The 13,658-nt window shown below is 51.3% G+C and carries 16 protein-coding genes; 5 read left to right on the top strand and 11 right to left on the bottom strand.

The genetic code is table 11. The features are described from left to right. The first annotated feature begins 262 nt into the window (after positions 1 to 262). From EIZ37_RS06335 to EIZ37_RS06315, 5 genes are all read left to right on the top strand, one after another. Positions 263 to 1,009: a gluconate 2-dehydrogenase subunit 3 family protein gene (locus EIZ37_RS06335; RefSeq protein ID WP_134683732.1), complete on the top strand. Its 747-nt coding sequence runs from the start codon at positions 263 to 265 to the stop codon at positions 1,007 to 1,009. A gap of 23 nt (positions 1,010 to 1,032) precedes the next feature. Continuing rightward, the gene (locus tag EIZ37_RS06330) at positions 1,033 to 2,754 is read left to right on the top strand and encodes a GMC family oxidoreductase (protein WP_134683731.1); all 1,722 of its coding nucleotides are present in this window, start codon (positions 1,033 to 1,035) and stop codon (positions 2,752 to 2,754) included. 74 nt (positions 2,755 to 2,828) lie between these two features. Continuing rightward, positions 2,829 to 3,560 (top strand): twin-arginine translocase subunit TatC, encoded by a 732-nt coding sequence (tatC, locus tag EIZ37_RS06325; RefSeq protein WP_134683730.1) that lies wholly within the window; start codon positions 2,829 to 2,831, stop codon positions 3,558 to 3,560. A gap of 17 nt (positions 3,561 to 3,577) precedes the next feature. Further along, complete coding sequence (gene tatA / locus EIZ37_RS06320) at positions 3,578 to 3,778, top strand: twin-arginine translocase TatA/TatE family subunit (RefSeq protein ID WP_134683729.1); 201 nt, start codon at positions 3,578 to 3,580, stop codon at positions 3,776 to 3,778. 66 nt (positions 3,779 to 3,844) lie between these two features. Then, positions 3,845 to 4,243 carry a cupredoxin domain-containing protein gene (locus tag EIZ37_RS06315; protein WP_134683728.1) on the top strand — a complete coding sequence of 133 codons (399 nt, stop codon included), beginning with the start codon at positions 3,845 to 3,847 and terminating at the stop codon, positions 4,241 to 4,243. Between the two features lie 57 nt (positions 4,244 to 4,300). Here EIZ37_RS06315 and EIZ37_RS06310 read toward each other — a convergent pair whose 3' ends face one another. From EIZ37_RS06310 to EIZ37_RS06260, 11 genes are all read right to left on the bottom strand, one after another. Next, positions 4,301 to 4,858 carry a PepSY domain-containing protein gene (locus tag EIZ37_RS06310; RefSeq protein ID WP_134683727.1) on the bottom strand — a complete coding sequence of 186 codons (558 nt, stop codon included), beginning with the start codon at positions 4,856 to 4,858 and terminating at the stop codon, positions 4,301 to 4,303. A 90-nt stretch (positions 4,859 to 4,948) separates the two neighbouring features. Next, complete coding sequence (locus EIZ37_RS06305) at positions 4,949 to 5,545, bottom strand: PepSY domain-containing protein (RefSeq protein ID WP_134683726.1); 597 nt, start codon at positions 5,543 to 5,545, stop codon at positions 4,949 to 4,951. Continuing rightward, positions 5,542 to 6,885: a sensor histidine kinase gene (locus tag EIZ37_RS06300; protein WP_134683725.1), complete on the bottom strand. Its 1,344-nt coding sequence runs from the start codon at positions 6,883 to 6,885 to the stop codon at positions 5,542 to 5,544. Before EIZ37_RS06300 ends, EIZ37_RS06305 begins: the two co-directional genes overlap by 4 nt. A 6-nt stretch (positions 6,886 to 6,891) precedes the next feature. Next, on the bottom strand, positions 6,892 to 7,578 hold the full coding sequence (locus tag EIZ37_RS06295) for a response regulator transcription factor (RefSeq protein WP_134683844.1): 687 nt from the start codon (positions 7,576 to 7,578) through the stop codon (positions 6,892 to 6,894). 210 nt (positions 7,579 to 7,788) lie between these two features. Continuing rightward, complete coding sequence (locus EIZ37_RS06290) at positions 7,789 to 8,799, bottom strand: 5-oxoprolinase subunit C family protein (RefSeq protein WP_134683724.1); 1,011 nt, start codon at positions 8,797 to 8,799, stop codon at positions 7,789 to 7,791. After that, on the bottom strand, positions 8,796 to 9,551 hold the full coding sequence (pxpB, locus tag EIZ37_RS06285) for a 5-oxoprolinase subunit PxpB (RefSeq protein ID WP_134683843.1): 756 nt from the start codon (positions 9,549 to 9,551) through the stop codon (positions 8,796 to 8,798). Before pxpB ends, EIZ37_RS06290 begins: the two co-directional genes overlap by 4 nt. A 57-nt stretch (positions 9,552 to 9,608) precedes the next feature. Next, on the bottom strand, positions 9,609 to 10,256 hold the full coding sequence (gene pcp / locus EIZ37_RS06280; protein WP_134683723.1) for a pyroglutamyl-peptidase I: 648 nt from the start codon (positions 10,254 to 10,256) through the stop codon (positions 9,609 to 9,611). Positions 10,257 to 10,278: 22 nt separating this feature from the next. Continuing rightward, entirely contained in the window at positions 10,279 to 11,229 is a 951-nt protein-coding gene (locus tag EIZ37_RS06275) for a DUF979 domain-containing protein (RefSeq protein ID WP_134683722.1), read from the bottom strand. Positions 11,230 to 11,247: 18 nt separating this feature from the next. Continuing rightward, positions 11,248 to 11,946 carry a DUF969 domain-containing protein gene (locus tag EIZ37_RS06270; RefSeq protein WP_134683721.1) on the bottom strand — a complete coding sequence of 233 codons (699 nt, stop codon included), beginning with the start codon at positions 11,944 to 11,946 and terminating at the stop codon, positions 11,248 to 11,250. A gap of 20 nt (positions 11,947 to 11,966) precedes the next feature. Then, a complete protein-coding gene (locus EIZ37_RS06265) occupies positions 11,967 to 12,728 on the bottom strand; it encodes a LamB/YcsF family protein (RefSeq protein ID WP_134683720.1) in 762 nt (253 codons plus the stop codon). A 137-nt stretch (positions 12,729 to 12,865) separates the two neighbouring features. Continuing rightward, positions 12,866 to 13,624: an IclR family transcriptional regulator gene (locus EIZ37_RS06260; RefSeq protein WP_134683719.1), complete on the bottom strand. Its 759-nt coding sequence runs from the start codon at positions 13,622 to 13,624 to the stop codon at positions 12,866 to 12,868. Positions 13,625 to 13,658: the final 34 nt, after the last annotated feature.

The following is a 13,658-nucleotide window of genomic DNA, read 5'->3' as shown; positions in this document are numbered from 1 at the left end:
TAAGCGCCTCCAATTGTATCGCATGCACGCCATACTTCCTCTGAAATCATACCAAAAAAACCGAAAGCTTCCAAATCATCATTCATGCCTGGAACTCAGAATCGATGTCGCAATTGTCTGGTAATTTTATACCAGTACTAAACATTTGACATACAAATTTAATAGGATTAGTATTCTTGATGTTTGGGTAATTATTATCTAGGTAACTTTCAATTTTTTTACCATCTTCCATCCACATGTACAAAAAGAGGAGGAACAAGCTGTGGCAGACAACAATTCCAAACAGCCAAAGAGCACATCCCGCCGCGAATTCCTGAAGAATTCCGGTCTCACCATCGGTGGGCTTGTCGTGGGTGGCGTACTTGGCGGCGCCCTCATCGGCAAACAGAAAGTAGAAGTAGAAAAAGTAGTGGAAAAACCAGTGAACTACAACCAGGCTCTGATGTACTTCAATCAAGAGCAATTCCAGATCACCGAAGCGGCTACCGAGCGCATCTTCCCGAAAGATGAACTGGGTCCTGGCGCGAAGGAATTGGGTGTAGCTTTTTACATTGACCACCAGCTTGCGAGCCCTTGGGGAATCAATGCGAAAGATTACATGACTGGCCCTTTCTTTAAAGGGGAAGCAACCCAAGGGATGCAATCCTCGATGAAACGTGTTGAAATCTTTACTGTGGGCTTGCAGGGCCTAACTGACTACAGCAAGAGCAAATACAGCAAGAAATTCACCGAGCTCTCCGAAACCGAACAAGATGAAGTGTTGAAAGTGTTTGAAGAAGGCAAAGAATACAAACTTTCCGGTACTACTACGAAAGAATTCTTTTCCCTCCTGCGCAGCATGACTCTTGAAGGTGCGTATGCAGACCCGATGTATGGCGGCAACAAAGACATGCAGGGTTGGAAAATGCGTAACTATCCAGGTACGCAGATGAGCTACGCCAACATCATCGATAAAGACGAATTCGTGAAAATGGAACCAAAAAGTCTGCATGACCATATGGGCCACTAATTCATCAGGAAGGGATGACATAGATGAGTACAAAATTGCCTAAAGTTCCGGTTGTTCTGGTCGGTATGGGTTGGACTGGCGGGATCATCGCCGCTGAGCTGACAAAAGCCGGCATCCAAGTAGTCGGACTTGAACGCGGTAAAGGAAGAGATACCAGCGATTACTTCATGGCTCATGACGAGCTGCGTTATGCACAACGTTATGAAATGATGCAAGACCTGTCCAAAGAGACCGTCACATTCCGCAACAACGAGAAAATGCGCGCACTGCCAATGCGTACGTACGGTTCATTCTTGCTGGGCGACGGTGTGGGCGGATCCGGTTCTCACTGGAATGGTCAATATGGCCGCTTCCTGCCTTATGACTTTGAAATCAAGTCCAAAACCATTGAACGTTATGGAGCGAAAAAAATTCCAGCCGGTATGACGATCCAAGACTGGGGTATCAAGTACGACGAGTTGGAGCCTTACTTCGTGAAATACGAGCATATGGCGGGTATCTCCGGCGAGCAGGAAGACAACCCGATGCTCGGCAAAAAGTCCAAGCCATATCCAACACCACCGATGAAGGTCACTCCAACCATGAAATTGTTCATGGACGCGAGCAAAAAATTGGGGTACCATCCGTATGTCGTTGCTTCCGCGAACCTGTCCGAAATGTATAAAAACCCGGATGGCATCGAGCGCGCAGCCTGTCAATACTGTGCATACTGCGAGCGTTTCGGCTGTGAGTACGGTGCGAAAGCAGACCCTGTCGTAACGGTTATCCCGGTTGCCCAAAAAACAGGCAAGCTGGATCTGCGCACTCACTCCAACGTCACTCGCGTATTGCATGATGGCAAAAAAGCAACTGGCGTCGTGTATGTAAATACTCTGACTGGCGAAGAGTTCGAACAGCCAGCAGATATGGTGATCCTGACCAGCTACGTATTGAACAACGTACGTCTGCTGCTCACCTCCAAACTGGGCAAACCATACGATCCAGCTTCCGGCACTGGCGTTGTCGGCAAAAACTACGCATACCAAACGCAAAGCGGAAAAGTGACCGGGTTCTTTGACGATAAACAGTTCAACCTGTATGCGGGTGCCGGTTCCCTCGGTGCGGAAATCAGTGATTTCAACGGGGACAACTTTGACCACAGCGATCTGAACTTCATCCATGGTGCTGGCCTGCGCGTGTTCCAATATGGCGCTCGTCCAATTGGAAGCAACAACGTGCCAAAAGGTACACCGTCCTGGGGGAAAGATTTCAAACAAGCTTCCATCAAATATGCAAACTCCACCATTACGCTCGCAACACAAGGGGCAAGCATGCCTTGGAAGCATCACTTCCTTGACCTCGACCCAACTTACAAAGATGCATACGGTCAGCCATTGCTCCGCATGACCTTTGACTGGGAAGATCAAGACCGTGAACTGACCAAGTTCTTGGTAGGCAAATCCGAAGAAATCATGAAAGAAATGGGCGCGACGATCGTTGACGCGAACAAAGAGCTGAAAGCCTACAACATCACTCCTTACCAATCGACGCACAACACTGGCGGAGCGATCATGGGTGCAGATCCATCCACTTCTGTGGTGAACAACTACCTGCAAATGTGGGATGCGGAAAACGTGTTCGTCGTTGGCGCTTCTGCATTTGGTCACAACAGTGGCTTCAACCCGACTGCAACCGTTGGCGCCCTGGCTTACCGCGCTGCGGAAGGCATCCTGAAATACATGAAGCAAGGCGGCCAATTGGTTTAATCTTCTGAAGTTCTAGGGTATATAGAAAAGCGGGTTTTCCGCTTTTCTATATCCTTTTTATACGAGGGGTGTATATGCAGACTCAGGAAGTTGTTTCCCATTTGACGGAGCTGCGGAAAAGACTGATTTGGGCGATTGTCTTTTTCGTCTTGTCACTTTGCTTTGGCTTGTACATGTCCCCGGATATTCTGTTGTTTATCAAATCACAGCCTGCTGCAGCGGATATCGTGTGGAACGTGTTCTCGCTGACAGACGGTATGTTCATTTATATGAAGTGCGCCTTTCTGGTCGCGCTCATCTTGTCGCTGCCATTCGCTCTCTATCAAATCTGGGCGTTTGTCAGACCAGGCTTGTCCGAAGAGGAAGCGAGAAGCACGATCTGGTTTGTCCCGCTATCCTTCTTCCTGTTTCTTTGCGGCGTAGCCTTCAGCTATTTTGTTGCCTTTCCGATGATGGTGTCATTCCTGTCAAAAGTGAACCAGAGCATCGGCGCTGTAGAAACCTACGGGATTGACCGGTACTTTTCGTTTATGTTTAACGTGATCTTTCCTTTGACGGTAGCGTTTGAGATGCCCGCGGTTGTTCTCTTTTTGACAAAGATCGGCGTCCTCAATCCTGCCCAGTTGAAGAAAGTCCGTAAATACGTGTATCTGGGATTGGCCATCGTCGGGTCCATGATTTCGCCGCCCGATTTCTTTTCGCACTTATCGGTCCTGATTCCTCTGATCCTGCTGTTCGAGATTAGCATCATACTCTCGAGTTGGTATTTGCGCAAAACGGTTCAATCGTCACCAGCTGAGTCATAAACGAAGGAGGAACATTCATGTTTAACAATATCGGTGTTTCTGGATTAATCATTATCTTGATCATTGCTCTCGTGATTTTCGGCCCATCCAAGCTGCCTCAATTGGGCCGTGCTTTTGGGGATACCCTTCGCGAATTCCGCTCTTCCACCAAAGGCGTTGTGGATGAGATCACTTCCGATGTAAAGGGAGAAAACGAGTCAGCTTCTGAGAAAAAGTAATGGTGATTCCTGCTTTTTAAAGCAGTTCACAAATAGAGATAGAATGGTCTATGGAGGGAAATTGTCATGAAAAAATCAATCAGTGCATTTTTGTTAGCTTCTGTTGTCGCTCTTGCTTTGGCGGGCTGCGGAAGCAATCAAGCTGCTTCTACCGATAGCGCTGCAAGCAGCTCCGCACCTGCTGCGACTCAATCTGCAGATGGGGTTGTAGAAATCAAGCTGTCCGCGAAAAACTTTGAATTCGATCAAAAAGAAATTCGCGTGAAAAAAGGCGACAAAGTAAAACTTACCCTTGCTAATACAGAAGGCATGCACGGCATTTCTCTGCCTGATTTTAACGTGGACATCAAAGGGGATGGCAGCGCTGAATTCACCGCTGACAAAACTGGCGAGTTCCAATTTGTCTGCTCCGTAATGTGCGGTGCTGGTCATGATACCATGACTGGTAAACTGATCGTGGAATAGTCATTTCCATAGAAAACTCCCTTGCTTGTGAAAACGCAAGGGAGCTTTTTTATGGAGTTAATCGTCCCATTCCATATCCAGGACTTCGCCAGTGGTTGCCGAGATTTCGATCTCGGCTTCCTGCCATTTTTTTGTGCGTATTTCCATGCTGTACACGTATTGTCCGTCTTCCTCATCCAGTTCAACGTCCACGATTGTGCCGCTGACTTTGGACAATGCGATTTTCCTGGCCTCTTCCTCCGTGATCTTCACCAGTTGTTGTTTGCGCAACTGGTCGTTTTCTCGCCACGCTTGGCCGGTTTGCGCATCGACATACACATCTTCGTCGTCACCGTTATGGAAGATCTCTACTTGATAGACGAGCATACCGCCTTCGACATCCAGCTTCAGCTCAGTGATGAGCCCTTGCTGTACGCCTAGCGCAAGCTGTTTTGCTTTATCCGCAGTGATCAGCACCTTTTTCATCGCATCAGCGGGCACATCATCGTCAATTTTCAGAAAGACGGGCCACTGTTCGTTTTGCTTGGGATGGCGGTCATCGTGATCGGCATAAGCGGTCGCACCAAGACTTCCCGCAAGCAATGCCCCTATCATTGCCGTGGTGATCGCTTTCATGTTTCATTCCTCCTCTTGATCGGTTTCTCTCAGAATACAGAAGAAACATGAAAGGAAAAAAAGAGCCACATGAGAATTTGATGAGAAGCTTCAGTCTTCCCACACAACCGAAACGATCGCGCCCGTGTAGGCATCTACTTGGACCTTTACTTCTTGCTCTGCGGCGGTATCAATCTCCACCTCGAATACCATCACACCGTTCTCCTGTTCGACTTCAATCCCGTCAAACCGTCCTTCTACCTCCGTCATGGCAATCTCCCGCGCGCGGTCCAAACTGATGCCTGCAGAGGTTTCCATTCGTGGCGCTGCATGCTCATTCTGTCCATCCGTCTCTGACTCAGCTTCTGCCTCATCCGCTGATTGCTCCGGCAAAGCCAATGCGATCGGCTCTATATGCTGGACACGTCCCTCATACGCATCAACCGTGATTTGATAGGTCCCGGGTTTTGCCTTCAGATGGCCTCGATATACGACTTGTCCCTCCAGCTGCTCCAAGGCAATCGATGTTACCTCGCCGGCATAGCGACTCTCTATCATCTCCTTGACCTTTTCCATCTCGATCACTTTTTCTTCCTTGCCCAGAACCATGGTTTGCATGCCTGCCATCAGTCCAACCAGCAAAATCACCAGACTATACAGTACATATTTTCTTTTGATGACAATCCCCCCTAGTCGGCTCCAGCTCATCTGGGCAATGTCACGGTAAAGCGTGAACCTTTTCCTTCCTCGCTGAAAACCTCGATCCGGCCACCGTGGGCTTCGACGATCCGCTTCGCAATCGACAAGCCCAATCCGCTTCCGCCTGTCTCTCGTGCCCGCGCTTTATCCACCCGGTAAAACCGATCGAAAATGTGAGGCAGGTCTTCCTGCGGGACACCGATGCCTTCATCCCGGACGGAAAAGCTGACTTCATACGCTGTTTCCGAGATCTGAATCATGACCGGTGCGCTGCTGTATTTGAGTGCATTATCAAGCAGGATCACCAGCAGCTGCTTCAGCTTTTGCTCGTCTGCCTGAAGCATGATTTCCGATCTTGCAGTCTCTGTCTGTATGTGCCTTTCATACGTCTGCCTCATCCATTTGCTCGTTTCCTCACACAGCGACACCAGATCAAGCTGCGAAAGCGTCAAACTCGTCTGTGCATCCGGATTTGCCAGCATTAGCAATTGCCTGGTCATGTTTTTCATGCGCACAGCTTCCGCATAGATGGCTTCTACGGACTCCTCCAGCACTTCGGGCTTCTTCAGCCCCCAGCGCTTCAGCATGGTGGCATACCCTTCAAGGACGGTAAGCGGCGTTTTCAGTTCATGGGAGGCATCCGAGACGAATTGCTGCTGCTTGTCAAAGCTATCCTGCAATCGGTCGATCATGCGGTTAAACGCGTTTCCCAAATGATACAACTCGTCCTTGGACTGGTCCTGCAAGACAAGCTTTTTAAACGTCCCCTTTTTCTGAATCTCCTCCATCGTCTGAATCATGGCAGTGATCGGACGAAGCATGACATTGCCAAGCATGCGCCCTGCCAGAAAGGAGGGAATCAGAACGACCAGGGAGGCGAGGAGCAGCACGACCTGCAGCATGTTTAGCGTGTCTTGCACCGCAAGCAGGCTGGCCGTGACTTCCAATGATACGACGCTCCCATCCTGCCAAATCAAAGGAACCTGCGCGATGGCATAAAGGGCGCCTTCCCTTTTATCCAGCCGTACCACTTGCCCATCGTGATACTGCGGCGGCAAGTCAGCAAAATCAGCTTCCTTCGCGGCGGTCATGATCGAACCGGACTTTTCATCGATCACGCGGATCATTCCATTTGGCGGCAAAAATGCCCGCAGCATATCCGCTGGGTTAATCGTATGGTCAGCCGGACGCAGCCTTTCCGCGATGCTTTCCGCCTGCAATTGCACCCGATCCAGCTCCTGTTCCGTCGTCTGTTTGTAAAAGAGCCAGTAGATAGAGGCGTTAATGGCCAAGACGATCATGACCAGCCATACCGTCGAAAACAGATGGATCTTATTGCGAATATTCATGGTGCGCTACTCCTTCAATACATAGCCGACTCCCCGCACCGTATGGATGAGCGGAGGGGAATCGAATGGATAGTCCAGCTTCTTGCGTAAATAACGAATATACACATCGACCACATTGGTGTCGCCGAAATAGTCAAAGCCCCACACCTGCGACAGCAGCTGTTCCCGATGAAGAACCTGGTTCGCGTGCTTCATCAGGTAGACGAGCAAATCGAATTCTCGAGGAGTCAATTCGATTTGACTTTCCCCCCGTTTGACCACCCTCGTTTTTTCGTCAACGAACAAGTCTCCCATTTTCAAAAGCTCATTGTCAGCTTTCATCATCTGTGACATCCGCAAGCAAGCGCGAATTCTCGCGAGCAGCTCCTCGATGGCAAAAGGCTTGGTAATATAATCATTGGCTCCTGAATCCAGCCCGCTCACTTTATCTGGAAGCGAATCCCTCGCCGTTAACAGGATGACAGGCACTGCACTGCCGGATAGGCGGATGCGGCGAAGCACTTCCATCCCATTCAGCCTCGGAAGCATCACGTCTAAAAGGACGATATCCCAGCTGCCCCCTGTATAAGCCTCCAGGCCGGCAACACCATCCTCTGCGATCGCCACTTCATAGCCTTCATATTCCAATTCGAGCTTCAGAAACCGGGCGATTTTTCTTTCATCCTCGATGATTAAAATGTTCGCATGGTTCATCATGATCTCTCCTCTGCGTATACGATCATTGTTTCATGCTGTATGGAAAATGGCAATTGCTGCAAAATGAGAGTTTTCTCATTTGAAAACCTGGCTTCGCAGCAGCTTGACGGTGCGCCTTGGCAGCACTGTTGCGAAAAATCCACGAAAAAAAGCGGCCACATGAATGGCCGCTTTCTCAGTTGTAAGACGATATGATTCATATCGATGCTATAAGGAAGACCGCATTTTCAACTCGATGCCCGCTTTCAAGTCCTTGATCTCCTGTTCCCTCGCCAAGTACAGCTCTTCCGCTTCGGCAAGCGATATCTCCCGAAAGCGAATGCGATCCCCTGGCTTGCACTGGGCAACCACCGGGATGTCGACACTGACAACCTGCGCAATCCGCGGATAGCCTCCGGTCGTTTGCCGGTCCGCCATCAGCAGGATTGGATTCCCCTCGGAGGGAACCTGGATCGTGCCCGGCGATATGGCTTCAGACAGCACCTCCTCTTGCTCGGCAAGCTGAAGAACGGGTCCTGTCAGCCGATAGCCCATGCGGTCCGACTGGGGGGTAATAACAAAGGATTGCTGAAACAAGTCACGCCGGCTTTCTTCCGTAAACAGAGAAAAATGACGTCCCTGAATGACTCTCACCGAACGCTCCCCATAAAACTGCAGCAGCTCTGCTGTGATCCCCCAATGGGGCGCCGCGTGCGCGGAATCGTTTGCTCGCTCCTTGAGCCGTTTCGCAAAAAGCTTGCCTACATCAGAAGGCTCGCCAATGGCCAGCACATCGTCCACAGCCAACGCTCTGCCCTGATACCCGCCAATTTTGGCGCGCAAATACGTACTTTTGCTGCCCAGCACGCGAGGAACGGCAAAGCCTCCTGCTACCGCCATATACGTACGGCATCCGTTGCGGCAGCCGCCAAAGGTGATCACGCTGCCCTTTTTCACAAAAACAGGCCGCCACATCGGTAACTCGGCATCTCCTATTCTTGCCGCCGTGTCCCCGCCTGTCAGTGCGATCAGCACATCCTGTTCGACCAGCAGCGTCGGACCCATCAACGTGATTTCCAGCACAGCCTCGCCCTCTTCATTGCCCACCAACAGATTGGCCAAGCGCAGCGCAAATGGGTCCATCCCGCCGCTGGCGATCACTCCGTACTTTTGATAGCCGATTCGCCCCAAATCCTGCAAGCTGGTGAGGAGTCCAGGGCGTATGATTTGTATGCTCATTGCCCCTCCTCCTCATAAGCCTGATACTCCTCTGGAGTGATCGGGATAAACCGGATGACATCTCCCGCCATCAGCAAGCTGGGCGGATGCTTTTCCGGCTGGAACAGGCGAACCGGCGTCCTGCCGATCACTTGCCAGCCGCCCGGTGTCTCGATGGGATAAATCCCGGTCTGCTGCCCGCCAATGCCCACCGATCCTGCCGGTATGGTCAGACGCGGATTGGAACGTCGGGGGGTCGCGATCCTCTCCGACATGCCGCCCAAATACGGAAAGCCTGGGGCAAAGCCGATCATGTAAACCGTGTATGCTGCAGCGCTATGAATCTGGATGACTTCCTTTTCCGTCAAGCCATGAGATTCGGCAACGTAGCCCAAATCCGGCCCGTACTCTCCGCCATAGCATACCGGCACCTCCACGATGCGGGGGGCTTGTCGCTTTGCTTCCGCAGGTGCGGCAACTGCCCTCATCAGCCATTCAGATACGAGTTGAAAAGCTGTGCGCGCCTCCCCGTTTTCATCCGTTTGCCATTGTCGCTTTACTTCCCTCGGATCGTAGAATACGGTCACACTCGAAAAAGAGGGCACGTATTCGATCATCCCAGGAAATCGGCATTCTTCCAGATGACGGACCAGCGCCCTGACCTGCTCGTGGGCTGCCGGATCGATCCGGCGTGCAAATTCTATCGTAGCGGCAGCATCCCCCAGAGGATGGCAGGTCACATCAGGCTGCCTGTTATACTTATTGTTTGTCATGCGTGTCACCCGCCTTCCTCCGATTTGCAAGGATGCTGTTCTCATTCCTGGATCTTCTCAGCTGATTTGGCCATCCGCCATCACAATGTCCCGCTCGCAGGAGACGGAAGTTGTCACAGCTACCTCCAATGCCTCGATCACCTGCGCCACGCCCATGCTTGGTGCATTCGGCAGTTGGGCAGCCTGCTGCGGCAAATAGGGGATATGGATGAAGCCGCCCCGCACTCGCGGATACTTGGTGGCGATCAAGTGCGCCAAGCCGTAAAACAGATGATTGCAGACAAAGGTTCCTGCCGTTTGCGAGACCGATGCGGGAATGCCCGCTTTTCTCAGGTTGTTGACGATCGCCTTGATCGGCAGCGTGGACCAGTAGGCGGCTGGGCCGTCCGCATAGATCGGCACATCGATTGGCTGATTTCCTTCATTGTCAGGAATGCGAGCATCATCCACATTAATCGCGACCCGCTCCACCGTGATATCGGTTCGGCCGCCAGCCTGACCGACGCAGATCACGATGTCCGGCTTTTCTCGCGCAATGGTTGCTTCCAATGTTTGAATCGATTTATGAAAGACGGTCGGTATCATTTGAATAACGAGTTCCACACCGGCAACCGCTTTGCTTTCGAAGCTTTTCACCGCTTCCCAGGCAGGATTGACATCGCTCCCACCAAAGGGATCAAAACCCGTGAGCAGTACTTTAGCCATTCATATCCCTCCCTCGTACGTACTAGAACACCAAGAAATACATCAAAAAGACGTTAACAGTCAGGAGGATGAGCGCTGTCGGCACCTGTGCCTTGATGACATCATATTTCGGCAAATCCAACAGCGCCGCCGGCACGATATTGAAGTTGGCCGCCATTGGAGTCAGGAGTGTACCGCAATAGCCGGAATACATCGCAATCGCCGCCATGACCGCCGCATCACCACCATGCATTTGAAGGATAAGCGGGATCCCGATCCCCGCTGTCATCACAGGGAAGGCAGCAAACGCGTTCCCCATCACCATCGTGAACAACGCCATCCCAACGACATAGGCAACGACGACCAAAAACTTGTTGTCCACCGGAATCGCGGAACTGACCAGCTCGGAAATGACCTTTCCAACTCCCGCTGCGGCAAACAATCCGCCAAGCGTAGCCAGCATTTGCGGAAGTACCGATGCCCACCCGATTGCGTCGATCAGACGACGGGATTCTTTCACCGACTGTACTGGCTTGGATTTGGTGATCGAGAGCGCTACGATCAGTGCGACTACGCATGCGACGCCAAGGCTAACCAACGTTACATTTTTACTATCCAACAGGTACAGGCCGCCGATCTGCACATTTTTCAAACCGAGGCTGCACACGATCGTTACCACCGGAATCAAGAGTGCTGGAATGAATAGCTTGTTGCCCATCTTGCGCGCACTTGCCTCTTGCTGCTCCTCAGATGCTTGCTCATGCTTGCCCATGCGTACCCCGCCGATCCCGGCAATCAATGCCATGGCAATTACAAGTACGCCCATGATCATCGGCGGAATCAGTTTTCCGAATAAAAAGGAGATCGCGAACAGTCCCCAGAAGGTACCCGTTAAAAACCGCTTCGGATTGGTTGTGTCACGAAAAGATAGAAAGGCGATAAAGCCCATGAAAAGCCCAGCGATATAATAGACATATTCCAAATTGATGATCATCTTGTGTCACTCCCTCTCCTAGGCACTTTTGTTCTGATTGGAGTTATCGTTAGCCGCGGCTTCCTTCTGCAGCTTTTTATCCAGTAAATAGAGCCTTACCCCATGGATGATAAAGGCTGCGATAGCCGTTGGGATGCCCCACAAAGCCATATGGATCGGTTCAACGACGATTCCGTTTTCCTCATACACGCCTTTCATCAGCAAAATCGCCCCAAACGCAATGAAGATGTCTTCCCCGAAAAACAAGCCGACGTTATCAGTGGCTGCCGACATTGATTTAATCCGGTTGCGCACCTTCTCTGTCAAATTACCGTATTTGTTTTCTGCTGCCGCTTCGGCCATGGGAGACACCAGCGGACGTACCATTTGGGCATGGCCGCCAATTGCTGTCAAACCAACTGCAGCGGCGGCTTCCCGGATGAAGAGGTATACCATCAGCAAACGTCCGGTGGTAGCGACCGCCACTTTACTGATCAATGCCTGCGCCTGCTTCTTCAGTCCATAACGCTCCAGGAGTCCGATAATGGGAAGAGTTAAAATGAAAAGCGATAAATACCGATTGTTGACAAATGACTCCCCAAACGTCGTCAGGATTTTTTCCATGGAAAGCTGTCCGGCCAAACCGGTCGCAATCCCCGCTACCGTCACCACAATCAAAGGATTAAACCGCAATGCGAAACCTACAATGACTATCAACACGCCGATCAAGGTAAGCATTTTCTTTCCCCCTCTTCCTTTTATTGACCAACAGCAACAATCGCCACGCCAGCCTCTTTCAGCTTTTCGCTGATGATCCGGGCAAATTCAACGGCATGGGCCCCGTCGCCGTGGATGCAAATCGTGTCAGCAACAAGCGGGACCTCTACTCCCTGCAGGCTACGTACCTTTCCGTCCTTCACCATGCCGATCACCTGATCTGCCGCTTGTACGGGATCGGTAATCAGGGCATTTTCGTCACGTCTCGGGGTCAATGAGCCATCCTGCTGATACGTGCGGTCGGCAAATACCTCGCTGGCAGTGCGCAAACCGATGGACTGTCCTGCCTTCACCAGCTCGGAGCCGGACAGTCCGAATAAGATCAGCTCCGGGTTCACGCGATAGACCGCTTCCGCTATCCCTCTGGCCAGCTCGGGCTGTTTGGCAGCCATGTTATAAAGCGCCCCATGCGGCTTCACATGCTGCAGCTTGCCGCCTTCCGCTTGGACGAAAGCTTGGAGGGCGCCGATCTGATAGACCACCATGTCGTACGCTTCCTGTGCCGTTATGTCCATATTTCGGCGGCCAAAGCCAACGAGATCAGGCAAACCGGGATGTGCCCCGATGGCCGTGCCATGCTGCAAAGCGAGCCGCACGGTCTTGCGCATGGTCGCTGGATCGCCGGCGTGAAAGCCGCATGCGATATTGGCTGAGCTGACATGCGCCAAAATTTCTGCGTCTCGCCCCAGCTGATAGGCTCCAAAGCTTTCCCCCATGTCACAATTGAGGTCTGTTCTGTACATATGCCCCCTCCTTAAAATTCCGAATTTCGGAATTGTGATTCCGTTTAATGGTCGATAGAATAATGATACTTTTCAGAATTCGGTTTGACAAGCAAAAAAAATTCCTGACACCTTTTCATGTCAGGAAACCTCACTTACTATTGTCCATTCCAGCCGAGTTGTCGCGAAATAAGGATTGCCGTCTCTTTCACTTTTTCGATCAAAAGGGGCAAGCGATCCGGCTGAAACCGGCTCTCCGGCCCTGCGATGCTCAGTCCTGCGTACAGTCGTCCCGTGTAGTCAAAAATTGGCGCAGCCACCGCGGCCGTTTCATTCTCCAATTCCGAATAGCTGATCGTATACCCGAGCTGCCGCGACAGCTCTACCACTTCACACAATGTATGATGCTCGGTAATCGTCCCTTTGCCGATCGGTCTGAGCTCGATTTCCCCCAGATATTTCTCTCTTTCCTCATCCGGAAGAAAAGCCAGGATGACACGGGCACACGCTCCTGCGTACAATGGAGCCCGACGGCCGATCTTCGTATACATCCGGACCGGGTGCTGTGTATCGACCTTTTCAATGTAGATGGCATCCTGTCCGTCCTTTACGATCAGATTGACCGCTTCCCCAACCTCATCGCGCAGCTGGTTCATGAAAGGCAAGGCCAGATGCCGTATATCCAGCCGGTCTGCTACCAATTGGCCGAATTGCAAAAATAACAGGCCAAGCGAGTAGCGCCCTAGCGCATCCTTTTGCAAAAAGCCCATATCCTCCAGCGATTTGACCATGCGATGCACGGAGGTTTTTGGAATTTTGGAGAGCTCAACCATTTCATTAATAGACAGTGCCGGTCGAGTGATGAACAGATTGAGTATGTCCATGGATCTCACTACTGTCTTGTTCTTATGTTGCACAGCGGTCTCCTCTCTCGTCCCTTACATGTCGTTT

Source organism: Brevibacillus migulae, from assembly GCF_004521915.1.
GTDB lineage: Bacteria > Bacillota > Bacilli > Brevibacillales > Brevibacillaceae > Brevibacillus_F > Brevibacillus_F migulae.
This window is presented reverse-complemented; position numbering and strand designations above follow the sequence as displayed.

Bases quoted from the DNA above. Each gene is read 5' to 3' on its own strand.
- EIZ37_RS06275 (WP_134683722.1), bottom strand. From the start codon at position 11,229: ATGATCATCAATTTGGAATATGTCTATTATATCGCTGGGCTTTTCATG.
- pcp (WP_134683723.1), bottom strand. From the start codon at position 10,256: ATGGCTAAAGTACTGCTCACGGGTTTTGATCCCTTTGGTGGGAGCGAT.
- EIZ37_RS06270 (WP_134683721.1), bottom strand. From the start codon at position 11,946: ATGCTTACCTTGATCGGCGTGTTGATAGTCATTGTAGGTTTCGCATTG.
- EIZ37_RS06300 (WP_134683725.1), bottom strand. From the start codon at position 6,885: ATGAATATTCGCAATAAGATCCATCTGTTTTCGACGGTATGGCTGGTC.
- pxpB (WP_134683843.1), bottom strand. From the start codon at position 9,551: ATGACAAACAATAAGTATAACAGGCAGCCTGATGTGACCTGCCATCCT.
- EIZ37_RS06290 (WP_134683724.1), bottom strand. From the start codon at position 8,799: ATGAGCATACAAATCATACGCCCTGGACTCCTCACCAGCTTGCAGGAT.
- EIZ37_RS06330 (WP_134683731.1), top strand. From the start codon at position 1,033: ATGAGTACAAAATTGCCTAAAGTTCCGGTTGTTCTGGTCGGTATGGGT.
- tatC (WP_134683730.1), top strand. From the start codon at position 2,829: ATGCAGACTCAGGAAGTTGTTTCCCATTTGACGGAGCTGCGGAAAAGA.
- EIZ37_RS06315 (WP_134683728.1), top strand. From the start codon at position 3,845: ATGAAAAAATCAATCAGTGCATTTTTGTTAGCTTCTGTTGTCGCTCTT.
- EIZ37_RS06310 (WP_134683727.1), bottom strand. From the start codon at position 4,858: ATGAAAGCGATCACCACGGCAATGATAGGGGCATTGCTTGCGGGAAGT.
- tatA (WP_134683729.1), top strand. From the start codon at position 3,578: ATGTTTAACAATATCGGTGTTTCTGGATTAATCATTATCTTGATCATT.
- EIZ37_RS06265 (WP_134683720.1), bottom strand. From the start codon at position 12,728: ATGTACAGAACAGACCTCAATTGTGACATGGGGGAAAGCTTTGGAGCC.
- EIZ37_RS06295 (WP_134683844.1), bottom strand. From the start codon at position 7,578: ATGAACCATGCGAACATTTTAATCATCGAGGATGAAAGAAAAATCGCC.
- EIZ37_RS06305 (WP_134683726.1), bottom strand. From the start codon at position 5,545: ATGAGCTGGAGCCGACTAGGGGGGATTGTCATCAAAAGAAAATATGTA.